The organism is Paenibacillus sp. B46(2026), assembly GCF_056786355.1.
On record NZ_CM165907.1, the window covers coordinates 3,290,614 to 3,309,495 of the forward strand.

At 45.4% G+C, this 18,882-nt stretch carries 16 protein-coding genes; 10 read left to right on the forward strand and 6 right to left on the reverse strand.

Features of this window, described 5'->3' with window-relative positions; genetic code table 11:
• Positions 1 to 6: 6 nt before the first annotated feature.
• Entirely contained in the window at positions 7 to 891 is an 885-nt protein-coding gene (locus AC1S8V_RS14890; protein ID WP_482074250.1) for a LysR family transcriptional regulator, read from the forward strand.
• 111 nt (positions 892 to 1,002) lie between these two features.
• Positions 1,003 to 1,464, forward strand: a complete 462-nt coding sequence (locus AC1S8V_RS14895; RefSeq protein WP_482074251.1) for an NUDIX domain-containing protein — start codon at positions 1,003 to 1,005, stop codon at positions 1,462 to 1,464.
• Between the two features lie 162 nt (positions 1,465 to 1,626).
• Here AC1S8V_RS14895 and AC1S8V_RS14900 read toward each other — a convergent pair whose 3' ends face one another.
• Positions 1,627 to 1,974, reverse strand: a complete 348-nt coding sequence (locus tag AC1S8V_RS14900; RefSeq protein ID WP_482074252.1) for a winged helix-turn-helix transcriptional regulator — start codon at positions 1,972 to 1,974, stop codon at positions 1,627 to 1,629.
• A gap of 134 nt (positions 1,975 to 2,108) precedes the next feature.
• Here AC1S8V_RS14900 and AC1S8V_RS14905 point away from each other — a divergent pair, with 134 nt between their 5' ends.
• Positions 2,109 to 3,023 (forward strand): DsbA family oxidoreductase, encoded by a 915-nt coding sequence (locus tag AC1S8V_RS14905; RefSeq protein WP_482074253.1) that lies wholly within the window; start codon positions 2,109 to 2,111, stop codon positions 3,021 to 3,023.
• Between the two features lie 115 nt (positions 3,024 to 3,138).
• A complete protein-coding gene (locus AC1S8V_RS14910) occupies positions 3,139 to 3,708 on the forward strand; it encodes a hypothetical protein (protein ID WP_482074254.1) in 570 nt (189 codons plus the stop codon).
• A 307-nt stretch (positions 3,709 to 4,015) separates the two neighbouring features.
• Here the strand turns inward: AC1S8V_RS14910 and arfA are convergent, their stop codons facing one another.
• Positions 4,016 to 5,509 carry an arabinosylfuranosidase ArfA gene (gene arfA / locus AC1S8V_RS14915; protein WP_482074485.1) on the reverse strand — a complete coding sequence of 498 codons (1,494 nt, stop codon included), beginning with the start codon at positions 5,507 to 5,509 and terminating at the stop codon, positions 4,016 to 4,018.
• 225 nt (positions 5,510 to 5,734) lie between these two features.
• On the opposite strand from arfA, the gene AC1S8V_RS14920 reads away from it, so the two are divergent.
• From AC1S8V_RS14920 to AC1S8V_RS14940, 5 genes are all read left to right on the forward strand, one after another.
• Entirely contained in the window at positions 5,735 to 6,667 is a 933-nt protein-coding gene (locus AC1S8V_RS14920; protein WP_482074255.1) for an ArsR/SmtB family transcription factor, read from the forward strand.
• 230 nt (positions 6,668 to 6,897) lie between these two features.
• On the forward strand, positions 6,898 to 7,746 hold the full coding sequence (gene licT, locus AC1S8V_RS14925) for a BglG family transcription antiterminator LicT (protein WP_482074256.1): 849 nt from the start codon (positions 6,898 to 6,900) through the stop codon (positions 7,744 to 7,746).
• 158 nt (positions 7,747 to 7,904) lie between these two features.
• A complete protein-coding gene (locus AC1S8V_RS14930) occupies positions 7,905 to 9,842 on the forward strand; it encodes a beta-glucoside-specific PTS transporter subunit IIABC (RefSeq protein WP_482074257.1) in 1,938 nt (645 codons plus the stop codon).
• Positions 9,843 to 9,884: 42 nt separating this feature from the next.
• Positions 9,885 to 11,351 carry a glycoside hydrolase family 1 protein gene (locus AC1S8V_RS14935; protein ID WP_482074258.1) on the forward strand — a complete coding sequence of 489 codons (1,467 nt, stop codon included), beginning with the start codon at positions 9,885 to 9,887 and terminating at the stop codon, positions 11,349 to 11,351.
• Positions 11,352 to 11,521: 170 nt separating this feature from the next.
• Entirely contained in the window at positions 11,522 to 12,649 is a 1,128-nt protein-coding gene (locus tag AC1S8V_RS14940; protein WP_482074259.1) for a phosphotransferase enzyme family protein, read from the forward strand.
• Between the two features lie 98 nt (positions 12,650 to 12,747).
• On the opposite strand, the gene AC1S8V_RS14945 is transcribed toward AC1S8V_RS14940, so the two are convergent.
• Entirely contained in the window at positions 12,748 to 13,599 is an 852-nt protein-coding gene (locus AC1S8V_RS14945; protein WP_482074260.1) for an AraC family transcriptional regulator, read from the reverse strand.
• A 176-nt stretch (positions 13,600 to 13,775) separates the two neighbouring features.
• Between AC1S8V_RS14945 and AC1S8V_RS14950 the strand changes: the two genes are divergently transcribed.
• A complete protein-coding gene (locus tag AC1S8V_RS14950) occupies positions 13,776 to 15,182 on the forward strand; it encodes a family 4 glycosyl hydrolase (RefSeq protein ID WP_482074261.1) in 1,407 nt (468 codons plus the stop codon).
• Between the two features lie 119 nt (positions 15,183 to 15,301).
• Here AC1S8V_RS14950 and AC1S8V_RS14955 read toward each other — a convergent pair whose 3' ends face one another.
• The 3 genes from AC1S8V_RS14955 to AC1S8V_RS14965 are packed head-to-tail and all read right to left on the reverse strand — an operon-like array spanning position 15,302 to position 18,865.
• Positions 15,302 to 16,078, reverse strand: a complete 777-nt coding sequence (locus tag AC1S8V_RS14955; RefSeq protein ID WP_482074486.1) for a Cof-type HAD-IIB family hydrolase — start codon at positions 16,076 to 16,078, stop codon at positions 15,302 to 15,304.
• A gap of 7 nt (positions 16,079 to 16,085) precedes the next feature.
• Positions 16,086 to 17,135 (reverse strand): ABC transporter ATP-binding protein, encoded by a 1,050-nt coding sequence (locus AC1S8V_RS14960; RefSeq protein ID WP_482074262.1) that lies wholly within the window; start codon positions 17,133 to 17,135, stop codon positions 16,086 to 16,088.
• A complete protein-coding gene (locus AC1S8V_RS14965) occupies positions 17,132 to 18,865 on the reverse strand; it encodes an ABC transporter permease (protein ID WP_482074263.1) in 1,734 nt (577 codons plus the stop codon). Before AC1S8V_RS14965 ends, AC1S8V_RS14960 begins: the two co-directional genes overlap by 4 nt.
• Positions 18,866 to 18,882: the final 17 nt, after the last annotated feature.

The window sequence follows — 18,882 nt, forward strand, 5'->3', positions numbered from 1 at the left end:
TGACTCATGGAAATACGCCAACTAAAAACCTTTTGGACACTTGCATCTACCTGCAGCTTTAATCAAACGGCTGAATTATTGAGCTATGTACCGTCTACCATAACCATGCAAATCAAATCGCTGGAAGAAGAGCTGGGCGTGAAATTGCTGGATCGATTAGGAAAAAAGGTCGTGTTAACGGATGCAGGCCAACAATTTTTGCCGTATGCCACCAAAATCTTAAACGATGTAGAGGAAGCGAAGTGCGTATCTAATCAACACGGGGAATTGGCGGGAACGGTTGTAATCGGAGCAGATGAAGTGCTGTGTGCTTATCTTCTTCCAGCCTTATTCAAACGCTTCCGAGCGGACTATCCTGGTGTGCGGTTATTGTTCCGCCCGTTGTCCGGGCAAGAGCTTAAATCGAGTCTGAGAGAAGGACATGCCGATGTGGTTTTTGTATTGGATGAGCCTGTTGGTTCCAAAGACCTTCATTCAGAGTTTTTAAAGGATGAGACCTTTCAAATGGTGGTTTCTCCCGATCATATGCTAGCATCACGTTCCGCGTTGGTCATTGATGACTTCCACAAACAGCATTTTTTACTGACCGAAAAGAACTGTTCTTATCGCAGTTATTTTGACCAATCCCTACTGAAGAAAGGTGCGGATGCTTTGACAGAACTGGAGTTTCATAGTGTAGAAGCCATTAAACAATGTGCTGTGGCTGGTCTAGGGATCGCGCTGTTGCCTGAAATGGCTTTGAAGAAAGAGTTGAGCGAGGGAGAATTGGTTGCTTTGCCGTGGGATTTATCGGAAATATCCTTTTCGGCACAAATGATTTGGCATCGGGAAAAATGGATTTCTCCGTCCATGACTGCTTTTATGCAGGTCGCAAAGAGTGAGTTGAAATGATTGTTCAGAATTTGTTTAGATGTATATGTTAAAATACTCTTCATGGAGATCGTGAAGATAAATGGAATCAACTTTCAACAACTTGATACAGATATATATGGGGGATTAGTAATGGAGAGAAAGATTAGAAACTCTGCAAAAGCATTGATCATTAAAGATGGGAGAATGCTGGCAATTAAGCAGGATGATAATGATGAAGTGATCTATATCCTGCCTGGTGGGAGCCAGAATGCAGGTGAAACGCTGACCGATGCTGTGAAGCGTGAAGTTGCGGAAGAAATCGGAGTAGACGTAGAACCGTTATCATTGGAATTTGTCATTGAAGGTGTATATGGTGAAGCTCTTCATCGTGTAGATTTTGTTTTTTTATGCGAGTACATAGGTTTAATGGAGCATGACAATTCTATTCTGCCAAGTGACGACGAAGTAGAATATGAATGGCTTGAAATTAAACATATACTCCAACTACCGTTATTTCCTTCAAAATTACGAAAGCAGATTATTAGATTGGTTGATGGAGAAAAAACGGTTATGTATTTGGGGAATGAAGAAGATGAGGACCTGAATGGTTAGATGTGCACACGTCGTAAACAAGCGGCCGTCTTGTATTTATAAAGGAAAGGCTATTTCAAAGGACATGATGGTCCAGTGAAATAGCCTTTTTGCCGTTGAACAAAGTGTACAGGGCGATTCAAAAATGAACATCTATGATAAGGGGTTAAATTAGGCCAAGAGTTATATATCTTGTTGCTTCACGCCTGCTGTCATATTTTTCTGACCCCACATTACCATGGATTCAATTAAAGGAACCAATTCCTTGCCCGATTCTGTGAGCGAATACTCCACTCTCGGTGGCACCTCGTTATATTGCTCCCGATGCACGATGCCGTAATGAATCAAATCCTTCAAACAGTTCGTTAGCATCGTTCCGGTAATGCCAGGCAGTCTTCTTTTTAATTCATTGTAACGTATACAGTCATTTTCACTGAGGATTGCCAGGATCGGAAGATTCCACTTGCCACCAATGACCTGAAATGCATAAGTCGCTGGACATAACTGATCGAAATTAAACTCGTATTTCACTTGATACCCTCCAATAGTATACTTTTTGATACTAAGTCAGAAAAAGAATCGTACTTGTTCAGAAGATTGTAGACATTATAATCAAACTAACACAAGAAAATCAATTCATAAGACAATATAAAGGCGGGATAAACGTGAGTAACGAATCAATGATGTGTGATCTGGAAACAGGCGTATGTGGTGTGAATGAGGAAGAGGCGATGCAAGAAATCAATCTGAATCACGTTGAGAAAAGGATAACTCTTTATTACGCAACAGATCCGATCTGCTCTCACTGCTGGGCGCTTGAGCCTGTGCTTCATCGGTTTGTTGAGGAATACGGTCATTATTTTACGCTGCAAATCAAAATGGGTGGGCTACTGGCTAACTGGAATGGTTTCTCGGATGGCGCTAACGGGATTCAGAAGCCTTCGGACGTTGCATCGCATTGGAAGGAAGTGGGTGAGCATTCACGCATGCCCATCGACGGTTCCTTATGGCACGATAATCCAATACTTTCTTCTTATCCGCCATCTCGCGTATTTAAGGTCATTCAGAGTACGCACCCTGGTAAAGAGCATGACTTTCTAAGACGTGCGCGGGAAGCCGTGTTTGCATTTAATCGAAATATTGGAGAAGATGATGTGCTGACGGATATCGTCGATCAACTGGGTTTGAATGGAAAACAATTGGTTGAAGCGGCTGCACAGCCATCTGCACAAGAGTTATTAGAGGAAGACTTTGAGAGTGTGGCTAGTTTGGGAGTTAGAGGTTTCCCATCAATTATCATTGTGAACGAAGAGAACCAAGGGTTAAAAATTGTCGGAGCGCGTTCTCTTGAAACATATGTGCAAGCACTTCAGCAGGTGCTCGGTGGTGATCTGAAACCCAAACCGATAACCTCGTTGGAACAGAAAATCAATGAGGGGCACCTTCTTTTTTCTAAAGAAATGGAAGTCATGTACAATATTGAAAAGAGTGATATTGAATCATATGTGAAATCTGAATTGGCAGAGCACACATATCGTATGGGTCATATTTTGAATGAGATGTATATTGAGCATATCTGAGACAGGAGCCATGTAAGAATCTTCCTGCTTCGACACACGGATGTGTTATTCGCACAGGCAAGTCGTCCACCCATTGCGTAGACTGAAGTAGATCAAGTCAAGTGAGGTGAATTCCATGGCTAAGACCAATGAAATACACGTCAAGGCAAAACGGCTCAAAGATCGTCCAGTCTGCGTGACTCTTCATAATGGCGAAACGTACGTTGGCTACATCTCTGGTGTCAACCACGCAGGCGTAGTGATTACCGGGGGCGGAAAGCTTACTCAGGCCGCAATCACAGCACCCTCATCTGAAGGCAGTGCTGGCAAAACAAAACCTAAAGCAGGGGCTACGAGAAAAAAAGCATCCTCGAGAAAAGTTAAACGGGCGAACAGCACTCGTAAGTCGCAGGTTCGATCCCGGTCGATGTCTCGTTCAACGTCTCGGCAAGCTCAGGTATCATCTTTCATGCCTATGCTAGGCTCATTGTTAGGTGGCTTTGGCGGTGCAGGCTCGATTGGAGGTATGTTAGGCGGTGGTATGCGTTTGTTTGGCATGATCCAGCGGTTTACACCTGTGGTCAAAATGGGGTATGGCATGATTAAGCAGATTCAGCCATTTATGGGGGCAGTTCAAGGGCTGATGACTCCAGCAAGCCAGGCTGCGGCAGAAGCCGAAGGTGAAGAGGAAGCACAACAAGGATAATACTTGAAATGAAAATCGTGAAATAGAACACAACCTTCGTTGCATCTGGGAAGGAAGGATTGCTAGTGTGTTGGGTGATCTGATCTCTTTCTGATCTGTTCAGTTCCTAATCTTCTCAGCTAGATGCTTCACTGCAAGCTGCTCTCCGTATTTAGGCGGAGGGTGGCTTATTTGCTTATGCTGCATACGAGAAAGAAACGGTGAGAGAAACAAATACACCTAAATACACCCCGTACAAAGAAATTGTACGGGGTGTAAAAAACAATGCTGATCTTGCAGAGTAGAAGCAAACTCTATTCCGCTACTATTAAGCCTGTTTAGTTTTCAGGCGAATCACGTTCCATGACGCTTTGTTCAAGACTGCTTGCACTTTACCCTGGTCAACCGTTGTATGCCCGCCGTTGTGCGGAAGGACATTGCGCGGGTTTTCTTTCGTATTGGTGGCTTTTAAGTCGTTATTCTCCAATACGATATGCTCCACAAATGTGGTTTCTCCGAAGGAACGCAGATCCACATTCAGTTCCAACTGTTCATCCAGATGTCTGTTCACCGCAAAGATTGTGATCGTACCGTTCTCTTCATCATGCACACTGATCGCTTCGAGATAAGGTACATCTGTAAAGTCTTTGGAATCATATTTAGGTGAAGTTGTGATGGATCGCAACACCGTACCACGACCGAAGTTGGATGCGTGCATGAACGGGAAATACGTCGTCTGGAACCAGATCGCTCCGTTATTTTCCGTCATGATTGGTGCGATGGTATTAATAAGCTGTGCAAGGCAAGCCATTTTCACACGATCAGCATGCTTGAGCAGCGTAATCAGATAACAGCCCACTGCAAGTGCATCTTCATGTGTATACACATCTTCAAACTCTGGAGGGGCAATCTGCCACCGTTCTTCCATACGGCTTGTGCCAATGGATTTCCAGACATTCCATTCATCCAGAGACAGCATTAATTTCTTTTTGCTGCGTTTCTTGGCTTGTACAAAATCACAGATCGAAGCCACACTATCAATAAATTGATCCAGATCCAGCGATGTCGCCAGGAAGTCATACGTGTTGTCTTTGTTGTTGTTGTAATACTGATGCAGGGACAAGTAGTCCACATTTTCATAGGTGAGATCCAGCACGGTTGCTTCCCAATCTGCAAATGTACTCATGTCACGGCTGGAACTGCCGCAGGCCACAAGCTCAATTTCCGGGTCTACCCATTTCATCGCTTTAGCGGTCTCATTGGCAATACGGCCATATTCATATGCAGTCATTGCACCAATCTGCCAAGGACCGTCCATTTCGTTGCCGAGGCACCAGGTTTTGAATTTATGCGGGTCCTTGTAACCGTGAGAGATACGCAGATCACTCCAGTATGTGCCAGATGGGTGGTTGCAGTATTCAACCAGGTTTCTGGCCGCATCAATGCCTCGAGTACCCAGATTTACAGCCATCATCACTTCGGTTCCAACCAGTTTGGCCCAATCTGCAAATTCATTTGTTCCTACCGCATTCGTTTCAATCGTCCACCAAGCGAGTTCAAGTCTGCGTTTGCGCTCGGCTACCGGGCCCACACCGTCTTCCCAGTTGTAACCGGATACGAAATTGCCACCTGGGTAACGAACGATGGGTACATTTAGAGCCTTGATCGCTTCAATGGCGTCCTGACGGAAACCTTGAGCATCCGCCGTAGGATGACCTAGATCATAAATACCGCCATATACAGCCCGTCCCAAATGTTCTACAAATGAACCGTATACACGCGGATCAACTTCAGCAATCTGAAAGTCTTTATCAATAAGCATTTTGGATGTAAGCAATGGGAAAACCTCCATAGAATTAATTTTAAGTGTGTAAGAAACTTCATTTCACGATGAGTTCGCATAAAAGCAAAATCAACTCATTGATTTGTTATCTAATGTGTATCATAATGCTATTATATTGAGCAAGTTTATTTTATAGGATTCGCTAAATAACGAATTCTAAATCAATAATATATTGGATTCTATAGAGATAGGGAAGTGAAGTTCATGATGCTTGGCACGGATGCCTCGTCCTTGATCATCTATGAGGCGCTCGCCAGCGAGGCCCGTTTAAATATCGTTCGCTTATTATTGCAAAACAGGGAGATGCATATCAATGCGCTTGCCAAAGAGCTGTATCTGAGCAAAGCCATCGTTAGTACACATGTGAGCAAATTGCAGAAAGCGGGCATCGTAGGCAGCCGCATGAAGCGAGAGAACGGTGGAACGTATAAATACTGCTTTATTCTGCAAGAATTTATGACGATCAATCTCTCCCCTGAACCAGTTGATGCTCCTTACCATGAAGTCTCGATTCCGGTTGGTCAGTATACGGATTACGAAGCTTGGCCCACCTGTGGTATTGCAACAACAACGCAGATGATTGGGCAATATGATACCCCGGCCTGCTTCATGGACCCGGACCGGGTCAATGCGGGTATTCTCTGGTTGGCACGAGGTTTTCTGGAATATAAGATTCCCAATTATCTGAATACAGAACAGCATCTCCAGGAAATTGAAATTTCACTCGAACTCAGTTCGGAAGCACCCCAAGTCAATGAAAACTGGCCTTCCGACATCCGTTTCTCCCTTAATGGAAAACACCTAGGAACATGGACAAGCCCTGGGGACTTTGGGGATCGGAAAGGAAAACATACACCGCTATGGTGGAAATTGGACGTCAACCAGTATGGTGTACTGAAAGTACTGCGCATTAACGGAGAAGGGACGTTTATGGATGGCCAGCGCATCTCGGATGTGCGTATCCATGATCTGCAACTGGATTCTTCCACCTATTGGACGTTTGGAATGAAGCCGGAAGAGGGAGTAGCTGGCCGAGGTGGGCTTACCCTGTTTGGCAAAGGTTTTGGCAACTATGATCAGGATATCCTGATTCGATACTATTATAATGCTCAGGAAAACAAAACTTCGGATGAATAGGATATGCGATTTCATGTTAGTTTATATAGAGGCAATCTCCATATGAACGAAGTGCATAACAATTCCAGAGTAATGGTATTGACAACGATTACATGGCTGGTATAGAATACAGCTAAATAAGGAGTGTCACTGATTCGATCAGGCACCACCACAATCTGGATTTCACAAGTTTGTTTGACTTGTGTTCTGGACCATGGTGGTGCTTTTTGTATATTGGGGGTGAGAACATCATGAGGTTCAAAAAATCGTTAAACAATAACATCGCCCTGGCGGAAGACACGGAAGGTTGCGAAGTCATTGTCATCGGAACGGGTGTTGGCTTCAAAAAAGTGAAAGGGCAACCGATTGAGCAGAGCCAGATCCAGAAAATGTTCCGAATCGGCTCGAATGACAAATATCAGCGAGTCGAGCAATTTCTCAGCGATATCCCTCTGCAAGTCATCGACATTACGGATCAGATTATTGAAGAAGGCAAAACGCTGATTGGAAAAAAGCTGAATGACTCGATCCTGTTAACACTTGCGGACCATATTCATTTTGCGCTGGATCGTTTCAAAAAAGGCGTGGATGTGCAAAATCCTCTTCACTGGGACATTCGCCATCTATATCCTGCCGAATACCGTGCCGGAGAATGGGCAGTTCAAAAAATCAATGAAGTTTTTCTAGTCTCACTGCCATCTGGTGAATCAAGCTCTATTGCCCTTCATTTCGTGAACTCACAATTCGACTCGGGCAGTATGAACCAAACGATTAAAATTACACAGATGATTAATGACATTTTAGGTATCATGACGGAACACTTTAGGATGACACTGAATCAGGAATCTGCTGATTTTTCCAGGTTCATCACCCATCTGAGATACTTCATTGTTCGTCAGTTGAACAGGGAAGTGCTCTCGTTTAAAGATCAGCAATTTCTATATGATGTATTGTCGGAGCGATATCCTGTCAGCTTCCAATGCGCACTCAAAATAAAGGAGGCGATGGAGAAGCAACGCGGATTCGTGATTACTCCCGATGAGATGGTATATCTCATGATACACATCGAGAGAGTGACATCCCGTACCGATATGGATTAATCTCAATACAACCTGTTTGAAGTTATACCATCATCAATATGAATTGAATATGGAGTGTTACTGATTCGATCAGGCACCACCAAATGTTTCCGACTTCGCATCTGCGGCGGGCCGGTATTACATTTGGTTTTTTTTTCGCCAAAAAAGGAGGAAGCATCATGAATCACCGGGAGTTGTCCAAAGAAATTATTCGATTAACGGGCGGACAGGAAAATATTACGCAAGCTTGGCATTGTATCACACGACTTCGCTTCAATGTTCGAGAGCAAAACAAAGTTCAATTGGAACAGATCAAAGCACTCGATGGCGTGCTCGGTGCACAGTTTCAGAACGATCAGTTTCAAGTGGTAATTGGCAACCATGTTGCAGCTGTATATGAACAGATCGAGGATCAGATGAAGCAGAGTGGCATATCAAAGCCTGAAACAGACGCGCCGCGCTCTAAAGGGATTAATGCTGTTTTGGATACAATCTCCGGCATTTTCACTCCGATTCTGCCTGCCATCGTAGGTACCGGGATGTTAAAGGGGATTCTGGCACTGCTCGTTACACTTGGCGCAATACAGGAGAAAAGCGGTGAATATCAAGTTCTGTCTTCAATCGCAAATGCGGCCTTTTATTTCTTGCCTTTTCTTCTGGCTCTATCGTCTGCCCGCAAGTTCAAAGTGAATGAATATATCGCCCTGACGCTTGCAGGTACTTTATTGTACCCAACGATTCTGAATGCGTATCTGGCAAACCAGCTTGAACCGATTCGTTTTCTCTCGCTGCCCGTGTCGATTGTGAATTACACCCAGTCCGTTATTCCCATTATTCTGGGTGTGTGGCTTCTGAGTTATGTACATCGCTGGGTTGATCGTTTTATTCCCGGTCCTGTCAAAGTCATCTTTACCTCGATGATTGTGCTAGTCATCACGGTGCCGATTCTATTAATTGCGATTGGCCCCCTAGGGAATTACATGGGCATCTATCTGGAAATGGGTACTTCCTGGCTCTTTGCCCATTCAGGTCCGTTAACCGGCATTATTCTCGGCGGCCTCATGCCTCTGATTGTTATGACGGGTATGCATTATGCGTTCTTCCCAGGCACATTGCAGAATCTGAGTAAACTCGGATATGACGTGCTTTTACTACCGATCAACCTGATAACCAATATGAGTCAGGCTGGTGCAGTCACGGCTGTTTTCCTCAAGACCAAAGATAAAAAAATGAAATCCATTGCTTTATCCAGTGGCATATCAGCCTTGCTTGGCATTACTGAACCCGCACTGTATGGTGTCACCTTGAAGCTGAAAAAACCGTTTTACGCTTCACTCATTGGTGGGGCAGCAGGGGGTGGCTTTATTACCGCAGTGGGTCTGAAATGCTTCGGTTTTGCTGTACCAGGATTGCTTTCACTTCCGTTATATATTGGCCCGAATGGTGGCATGTCTAATTTCTGGTATGCATTAATCGGAATTGGCATCAGCTTTAGCGTTTCCTTTGTAGTGACTCTGCTGCTCAAGTGGGAAGAGCCAAATACACGCAATTCCGCCATGTCCGACTCAGCACAAACATTAACCGAACAGGAACTGAATACAACTACTGCCTTTTCTCAAGAAACGGTGACACCTGTCACAGTACATTCCATCGAGGAAAAGAAGGGGGAGGTGTTCAGCCCGCTCACTGGTGAATTGGTGCCGCTCGCAGAGCTTCCGGATCAAACGTTTGCTCAGGAAATGACCGGGAAAGGTATTGCAATTCGTCCGCAGGATGGACGTGTTACAGCTCCTTTTGACGGAACCGTCACTTTGGTTGCCAAAAGTAAACATGCGATTATGCTGACATCATCCAGTGGAATCGACATTCTCATTCATGTTGGACTAAACAGTGTGTCGCTCAAAGGGAAATTTTTTGACGTGAAGGTTGTTGCCGGACAAGAAGTGAAGAAGGGTGACTTGCTTCTGGAATTTGATATGGATGGCATTCAGGGTGCGGGTATTGACCTTGTGACACCAGTCATCGTAACCAATACGCCGGATTACCTCGATGTAGTACCTGTTCAGGTGAAGGGGGTGATTCCAATGAATGAATTGCTTCTCCTCACCGTTCGTTAACAGCTTCATAAATACCATATACAACAAAAGGAGAGAAACAACATGACAAAAACAATTAAACACTCATTTCCTGAAGGATTTTTATGGGGCGGAGCTACCGCTGCCAATCAGCTGGAAGGTGCATATGACGCAGACGGCAAAGGACTCTCTACCTCAGACATGGCTCCATTCGTTCCTCATGAGGAACGCAATGGCAAGGATTTCACCTTCGACGTGGATTCTGTTCAATTAGAAGAATATCTGAGCGGTAACACCAACGTATATTTCCCGAAACGGAACGGCGTGGATTTCTACCACCGCTACAAAGAAGACATTGCCTTGTTTGCGGAGATGGGCTTCAAAGTGTTTCGTCTTTCAATCGCCTGGACACGGATCTTCCCGACAGGAGAAGAAGCAGTTCCCAATGAAGCTGGTCTTGCCTTCTATGATAACGTGCTTGACGAACTCTTGAAATACGGCATTGAGCCGCTCGTAACGATCTCTCACTACGAGATGCCCGTAGAGTTAACCCGCAAGTACAACGGCTGGGAAAGCCGCGAGATGATCGATCTGTATCTGAAATTTGCCAATACGCTGTTTGACCGTTACAAAGACAAAGTGAAATACTGGATTACCTTCAATGAAATGAATATGATGCTTACAAGTCTGTATACTGGCGGCGGCATTTTGGAAGATAAAATTAAGGGTACAACGGAGCAAGTAGCCTATCAGGCAACTCATCATCAATTTGTAGCAAGCTCACTGGCTGTCAAAAGTGGTAAAGAGAAGATGCCAAATGCTCAGATTGGCTGCATGATCTGCCGTCTGGAAACGTATGCTGCTTCTAGTAAACCGGAAGATGTGTTGCAGACGATGAAGGAAGATCAGATGAACCTGTTCTACCCAGAGGTACAGGCACGGGGCGAATACCCATCCTATATGCAAAGATATTTTGAGGAAAACGGCATTGAACTGGTTAAAGCTCCTAACGACGATGCCATTATCCGGGATAATACCGTGGACTTTATTGCTTTCAGTTATTACATGACGTATATCGGAAAGTATGACCCGAATGACAACAGCAACTCTGGTGTGCTGGTAAGTCAGATTAAAAACCCTCATCTGAAAGCTACCGAATGGGGATGGCCTATCGATCCGATTGGTCTTCGCGTCGCGCTGAACCGATTGTATGACCGCTACCGGATGCCGCTCTTCATCGTTGAAAACGGGCTGGGTGCTATCGACACACCGGAAGAGGACGGGGCAGTGCATGACCCTTATCGCATCAATTACTTGCGCAGCCACATTGAGCAGATGAAAGAAGCTGTCGCTGACGGCGTTGAATTGATGGGTTTCACTAGCTGGGGGCCTATCGATATCATTAGCTGCTCGACTTCTGAAATGGGCAAACGTTATGGTTTCATTTATGTAGATCAAGACAATGCCGGCAATGGTTCGCTTGAAAGAACTCGCAAGGACTCCTTCCACTGGTACAAACAAGTTATTGAAACGAACGGAGAAACCCTGTAATTATAAAATTCTTACACGCCGCCCATATGGGCGGTCTTTATTTTGCACTAGTCAAATAAGGGATAATTATGTAAAATTGTTTTATTCAAACAAGAGGAGTGAATTCAATGTCTAACAAGGTGATTGTGCTTTAGGTTCACAAAAGGATATTTGCGTTACAGGGATTCCTTTTGTGGACATTGCAGTGCGGGAAATCGTCCCGACAATGTTTACTGAAGGAGATCATTATTAACTTTAACGAGGCTGTTAACATTAGCAATACGCATGTACTTGCATTGGTATCCGAGCTGTTTCATCTGGAGGGTTACAATATTCATCTTATCCCGCCTCATGAGGGTGGACGGAATGTCGTTTACACCTGTGAGCAAGAGGGGTGCGAATCGCTAATTCTCCGAGTATCTTTTTTGCCTGACAGAAAGCGGGAAGATTACATGGCCGAACTTGAGTATGTCCGGTCTTTATTTGAACATGGTGCAAGTGTCTCGAATGTAGTCAACTCGAAAAAAGGTCATCTGCTGGAAGAGATCACTTATGATGAGCATACGTTCTTTATCTGTATGTTTATGAGGGCTAAGGGGAAGTTGTTGGTAGAGAACCATTATCAGTATCGTGAAGGGGTCCCACTTACTGAATATTATTATAATAGCGGCAAAATTCTGGGCAGAATGCATCAGCTATCCAAAAGCTATGCACCCGTTCATAGCAGGCATGATTTTTTGGACAAATATAATGGGGAGTATATCGAGAAGTTGGTCCCTAAATCATTTTCTCTGCTCAGAAGCAAAATGGTGGAACTTCTCCAAGCGGTAAAAGAATTGGGGGCGAGCCAGGAGACATTTGGCATGATCCATTTCGATTATAATGACGGGAATTATTCGATCGATTTTGATACGGGACAAATCACGGTATATGACTTCGACAATTCCTGTTTTGGCTGGTACATGTTTGACCTCGCAAGTTTGTGGATAAACGGAGTCGGTTGGGTTCAATTTGAACCTGAAGCGGACAAACGTAAACAGTTCATGGATGACTATTTCCAAACCGTGCTCGCCGGATACACATCAGAAACCCAGGTTTCTGATGCCATGCTGGAGAAGCTGCCTTTATTTATTCAAGTCAGCCTTCTGGAGAATATTGTGGATCATTTTGAGGTGACGCAGCGCGAAGGGGAGGAGCCGGAAGAGGATGACGAAGAACTGTTGTATCTCATTAAATGTCTGGAAGAGGATATACCGTACAAAGGATTTTTCCATGAGATGTATTCCACTGAAGCTCCTTTTGAGTATGAGGGACGCTGAAGGGACTTGTACGTAAACTAAACCCTGAATAACCAAGGATTCATCAAGTATGGAGGCAGCCGGATTGATCGGTTGCCTCTTTGTTTGTCTGCGGTATGTTATTCAAATTTGGAAGGGGGCACGTTGTAGAATTTTTTGAATGCTTTGGAGAACGTAAAGGGATCGGGATAACCCAGAAATCCGGCAATTTGCTGAATCGTATATTTTTTCTCGTACAGATAGTCTCTGGCCCGATTCATTTTGATCTGATTGATGTACTGTCCGGGTGTAATACCCAAAATTTTCTTGAACAAAGAAATAAAATATTTCTCAGAGACGCCCGCAATGGCCGCAAGCTCGTTAACTCGGATGGCACGATGCAGATTCGCATCCACGTATGGGAATACGTTCTGCAGAACCTCCAGACTTCCTTCGGTTTTCCTCGGTTTTCGGTCTTTCAGAAACTCACCATGATACAGGCCTTGCCCGTGTAATTCAAAAATTTTGGCGATGACGAGAAGCAGGGAGGCTTTCAAGTAAAGTGGACTTCCGGAAGCGCCACTACTCTGCTTAAACCTTCGATAAGACGAGGTGAACAGTGTTGATTCCTCCCGAATCAAGTTACTAGGTACGATGCCAGGGAGTTGAAACTCGGCGAGAATTCGCTTCTGCTCAGCGATGCTGAAATCAAAGTGCATGTATACGAATCGGCACAGCTCTCCAGTCGTGGAAGCAGTGTAGGGCATTTCCGGATAAAAAAACACCACGTCACCCGGCTCTGCCATATGCTCGATTCCATCGATGGTAATCTGGACGGAGCCTGCTGTGATGAACCACAGATCATAATCGGAATGAGACTTGTGCTCCGTCCAAGTGCTGTCGTGCGTTTGTTCTAAATAAGAGCTCATGCGAAGTGTGATATACTCCGAAAGTTCGTCGATTATACTCATATTTACAGTTCCTGCATGCATCTAATCCAAACCATCCCTCTCCACTATATGACATCCTTTATTTTTCACTATCATACTAAAGGATTTATCTCTTGTTAACTATCGTACTATATGACATGTTTTGAAAACTATCACACATTCCGATTCCAGCCCACTCACCTATAATGAACTTATATCGTTACGAGGAGGGGTTATTGATGAATGTTACAAGTACACAGCATCCAAAGGTAGTCGTTATTGGGGCGGGCAGTCTATTTTTCGGTCGACAGTCCATCTGGCAGATGGTCCACTCCCCATATTTGAATCAGGGAACACTGGCTTTGGTGGATACGGACGAGGAACGGCTCTCGAAAATGGTAACACTAGCGGAAATGGTCGCCAAGGAGAACAACGTATCCCTAAAAATTGAGGGTTCAGTGGACCGAAGACAGGTGCTTCCAGGAGCCGACTTCGTTGTGCTCAGCTTTGCGGAGCAATCGGTTAAATATCGGGGCATCGACTGCCAAGTTTCTCTAAAATATGGGATTCGTATGTGTTCCGGCGATACGATTGGCCCGGGCGGAATCTTTCGCGCGATGCGGGAACTGCCGGTTATTATGGAATGCGCCAAAGACATTGAGGAGTTGTGTCCGGATGCTTGGGTGATTAACTATATTAACCCGTCTACCGTTCATGGCATCGCTTTACATCGATATGCACCGAAGCTTAAATCGTTTGCGCTGTGCGATAGTCATCATATGCCACATAAGAAAGCCTATTATGCCGTACGAGCCGGAATCATCGAAAATACAAGTCAGTTCACCGCAGAAATAGACCAGAGCTTCGATTTTCGCATTGCTGGTGTCAATCATTTCACTTGGCTGCTCAAAGCCGAATATGAAGGAAAAAATGTGATGCCCACCATCGCAGAAGCCATGCGCAAGATGGCAGGTGACGAGAACAACGGCGGTGATCGTGGTGCAAAAGCTCTTTTTAACGATGCGATTACCTACGAACTGTATGATATTTTCGGAATCATTCCGACTTGCACGGCACACACGAAGGAATACGTTCGGTATTGGCAGGGGCTTGGCAAAACTGCGGACGCCATTCCCCCATTATCGATCTGGGAGACAGAGGACAGGTACCAGCGACATGATGAGATGTGGCAGCAGGTGGATGACTTTCTTGCGGGGAATATCCCGATTGCCGATTACATGAGTAGCTTCGGACCGGATCATGCCACCGACATCATTGAGAATATGGTGGGGAACTTGGGCAAAAAGTTCTTTATCAATACGCTTAATCAAAACGCGGTAACCAATATGAATACCGATTCGTTCCTGGAACTATTGTGCGATGTAGATATGGATGGGATAAAACCACTCCATGTAGGCGAGATGCTACGTGGGATAAGAGGAATGCAAGAACTTGTACTGGATACGCATGAGCTTACGGTTGAAGCTGTTCTGGAACAGAGCTACGAGAAACTGAGAAGGGCGATGCTCACTGACCCGCTCGTGAGTTCCATCAGTGACGCGGACAAGATCATCCATGAATTGTTGGAACTGGAGCGTAAGATGATTCCGGACGTCTGGTACAAGGACAGACTGCAGTATAGCTAAGAATAGATATTGATAAAAGACCACAAAACAGACAACTTGAAAAGACCTCCCTATATTTATAGAGAAGGTCTTTAGCACACACATATATTTGGTACGCAGTGAAGGAAGCGGTATCTTCGTTACAACAAACCTGCCCATTTCAGACCATGCCAAATCCCGTCCTGCTCCGCACTTGCTGTAACATGAGACGCCAGTTGTTGTAGAGAATGAGGAGCGTTTCCCATCGCAATGCTGCAGCCTGCATAACGGAACATCTCCATGTCATTGAAGTTATCGCCAAAAGCATACACATGTTCAGGGGAAAACCCCGTTCGTTCTGCGAGTCGGGAAACACCTTCGGCTTTGGAGCCTCCGGCGGGCAGAACGTCCATGGACAACGGATGCCAGCGCACAAAGTGGAGCTCACGAAACTTTTCACGGTATACCGTTTCCTCTTCTGAGGAGCAGAATAACATCGTCTGATAGATGAGTCTTTTTGTACAAAAGCTCTTGTTATACCCAGGATGCGTGACACCAAGCGACGTTAGACAGAGGTCTACATGCGGATGATATTCCTGACTGCAGCTCATCTGCGAATGATCAAGATAAACGAGTGGATGTCCCGACAACTCAGCGAATGCAGACAATTGCTCCAAAGCTTCCGAACGGATAGGATTACTGTGAATGAGTTCTCCTTGATGCATCACATATTGTCCATTGAAACTAACATAAGACTCCAGCTCCAGTTCAAGCCGCACTTGTTCCAACATGAACGGAGATCGTCCTGAAGCTAAAGCGACCACATGTCCGGCTTCCTTTAATGCAAGAACAGCTTGCTTTGCGGAAGCGGGAATTCGATTATGGCGGTCCAGCAGTGTACCATCAATGTCAAAGAAAATCAGTTTTGGGGTTTGAATCACAACGTCACACTCCTTCACCGCCGCCGGAGGAAAGACTGAGACTTACTTGTTCATTCAGGGCGAAAGGAAGAGGGGAGATGACTTCCCAACGTTTGGTATCACTGCGAATATCATAGTGAAATTCTTTCCCTTGAAACTGAACATTGGCGATCTCGCCCATTATTCCGGCTTCTGTGGATGGATGTAAATGAAACTCATCGGGCCTAACGGGATACAACCCGTTGGATTTAAAATAGTTTGCAACATGCTTGCCAGGCCAAGCAATATTCGTAACGCCCTCAGGGATGAACATGTCTGTATCCCAATGACCCTTGACCAAATTGGATTTGGACACAAACCTCGCAACAAATTCAGTCTCCGGCCGCAAATAAATCTCCTGGGGCGTGCCAGCCTGTTCAATCCGACCATCCTTCATCACGATAATTCGGTCAGCCATGGCAAGGGCTTCGCCCTGATCATGCGTCACATAAACTACCGCTGATTGGGTATTCCGGTGTACTTGTTGAATCTCACGCCGCATGTCCATACGAAGCATGGCATCCAGACTGCTGAGGGGTTCATCCATCAGCAACAATGACGGTTGGGGGGCAATGGCGCGTGCGATAGCGACGCGTTGTTTTTGTCCTCCGGACAGCTCATGCGGCATACGTTCAGCCAGATGGGACAGTCCCGACATTTTCAGCACTTCCTGAATGCGGTTCTGCTCGTTATTTTTAATATGGGAAGGCGTTGATTTATGCGTTCGGATGGGAAAACGGACATGTTCGGATACATTCATATGCGGCCAAAGTGCGAAGGACTGGAACACCATGCCAATTCTGCGTTTCTCCGGAGGTAGCAATGTCCCTGAACCGGCAACTACCTTGCCGTCCATCAGAACATTACCGCTGCTTGGCTGCTCAAATCCGGCAAGAATGCGCAGCAATGTGGTTTTACCACAGCCTGACGGTCCAAGGATCGCCACGAATTCACCATCCTTAATCGTTAAATCAATGGAATGTAGGGCCTGATAATTACCGAAGGATTTGCTAACCTGTTGAATCTGAATACTCATGACTTCACTCCCTTACGAGTTGCCCAGCGTTGAGCGATGAGCAAAATAACTCCTCCTGCCGCAATAAGTGCAACAATCAGACTGGACAATGTAGTTGAATAGAGGGTATCTCCTGCCTGTTCAAAACTAAATATGGTCACACCAATGGTCTGCGAACCTGATGAATATAACAATGCCGATACCGTAAGCTCGGTCAGGGCAGTCAGGAAGACCAACATGCCTCCAGTCAGAATACCCGGCAGCAATAAGGGAAGCAGCACAGCAGTCCATTTACGCCAGAAACCAGCTCCGGAGATCCGTGCAGCTTCTTCCATGGATGCATCCAGCTGCATGAATGAAGTAACACTTGAACGGATCTGAAGAATAAGGAATCGGCAGATGTAGGCAATAAACAGGATGCTCATGGTGCCATATATGCCAGGGTTCCAACCGGGAACCGGCTCCATCCATACCAGTATCATGGACAATGCGAACACAATGCCGGGAAGGGTATAAGGAACGGCAGTGGCCAGCTCGGCCATTTTATTGAATTGATTAGGCTTACGTACCCGGATATAAGCAAATCCTGAACCAATAATCAGACAGGCCAGCATCGTGACTAGAGAGAGGGCCAGGCTGTTCTGGATCGCCTGCCATACACGCTCATTCTCGAAGAGAATATATCTATAATTGTCCAGAGTCATATTGGCACGAGTCAAACCGAGACCATATGCTCTTTTTAAAGACATCGAGATCATTGATGACAACGGAATAATTGTAATCAATGCGAGACCCGCCCATATGGCGAAGGTTAGCGGCTTCCGCATGCGACCCAATTCATATCTCGGGGTAAGATCAGGTTGCATCGTATCCGAAGCATGGCTTTTACGTAAAAGAATCCATTGCAAGAGACTACCTACTACCGCAGCAGCACCGAGTAGTACAGATAACGATGCACCACGAGCAAATGCCGAAGGCCCGAATCCAATAATTTCTTCATATATAAGTGTACTGAGAACGGAAATATTCACAGGTGTGCCAAGGAAGGCAGGTATTCCGAAATTGTCCAGCGAAGCCAGGAAAACCAGCAATCCGCCAGCCGTTAGACCCGGAAGGGCAAGTGGCAATGTAATACGACGGAAAACTTCGATCCTGCTTGCACCGCCAGCTCTGGCCGCCCACTCCAGATCACGCGGGATTTTGCGGAGTACATCCAAAGTGAACATATACACCAACGGAAAATGATGAATACCCATCACAAACACAATACCGCCCATACTGTACATGCTCCAAGGAGCCAGATCGGGATGAATCCATTGCAGCACATGTGCAAGCCAGCTCTGTGATCCGGTAAAAGAGGACCAGGACAACGTGAGAACATACGAGGGAAGAATAAAACAGAGCATGATCCCCATATGCAGAGCTGATTTGTGTCGTATATTCGTATAGGCGACGACCCAGGCCAGTGCAGTTCCAATCACGAGCGAGAACACCGTTGAACCAGTGACGATATATACGGTATTGCGCAATGTGGACCAGAAACGCTCCTGCTGAAGCAATTCATTATAATGTGATAACGTTAAACCTTGCTCACCCTGAAAGCTGAGAAGAACCAGCTTCAGGATGGGGTATACAAAGAATAATAGAACAGCTATAGCACCCAACAGGGCGATCAATCGATTCCAACGAAACAGGCCGGGGAGGGAAAAAACGGACTTGCGCCTGTTATCTTGTCCCCTAAGAATGATCATGTTTCTCTTCAATTTCT

Bases quoted from the DNA above. Each gene is read 5' to 3' on its own strand.
- AC1S8V_RS14890 (WP_482074250.1), top strand. From the start codon at position 7: ATGGAAATACGCCAACTAAAAACCTTTTGGACACTTGCATCTACCTGC.
- AC1S8V_RS14895 (WP_482074251.1), top strand. From the start codon at position 1,003: ATGGAGAGAAAGATTAGAAACTCTGCAAAAGCATTGATCATTAAAGAT.
- AC1S8V_RS14910 (WP_482074254.1), top strand. From the start codon at position 3,139: ATGGCTAAGACCAATGAAATACACGTCAAGGCAAAACGGCTCAAAGAT.
- arfA (WP_482074485.1), bottom strand. From the start codon at position 5,509: ATGCTTATTGATAAAGACTTTCAGATTGCTGAAGTTGATCCGCGTGTA.
- AC1S8V_RS14920 (WP_482074255.1), top strand. From the start codon at position 5,735: ATGATGCTTGGCACGGATGCCTCGTCCTTGATCATCTATGAGGCGCTC.
- licT (WP_482074256.1), top strand. From the start codon at position 6,898: ATGAGGTTCAAAAAATCGTTAAACAATAACATCGCCCTGGCGGAAGAC.
- AC1S8V_RS14930 (WP_482074257.1), top strand. From the start codon at position 7,905: ATGAATCACCGGGAGTTGTCCAAAGAAATTATTCGATTAACGGGCGGA.
- AC1S8V_RS14935 (WP_482074258.1), top strand. From the start codon at position 9,885: ATGACAAAAACAATTAAACACTCATTTCCTGAAGGATTTTTATGGGGC.
- AC1S8V_RS14945 (WP_482074260.1), bottom strand. From the start codon at position 13,599: ATGCATGCAGGAACTGTAAATATGAGTATAATCGACGAACTTTCGGAG.
- AC1S8V_RS14950 (WP_482074261.1), top strand. From the start codon at position 13,776: ATGAATGTTACAAGTACACAGCATCCAAAGGTAGTCGTTATTGGGGCG.
- AC1S8V_RS14960 (WP_482074262.1), bottom strand. From the start codon at position 17,135: ATGAGTATTCAGATTCAACAGGTTAGCAAATCCTTCGGTAATTATCAG.
- AC1S8V_RS14965 (WP_482074263.1), bottom strand. From the start codon at position 18,865: ATGATCATTCTTAGGGGACAAGATAACAGGCGCAAGTCCGTTTTTTCC.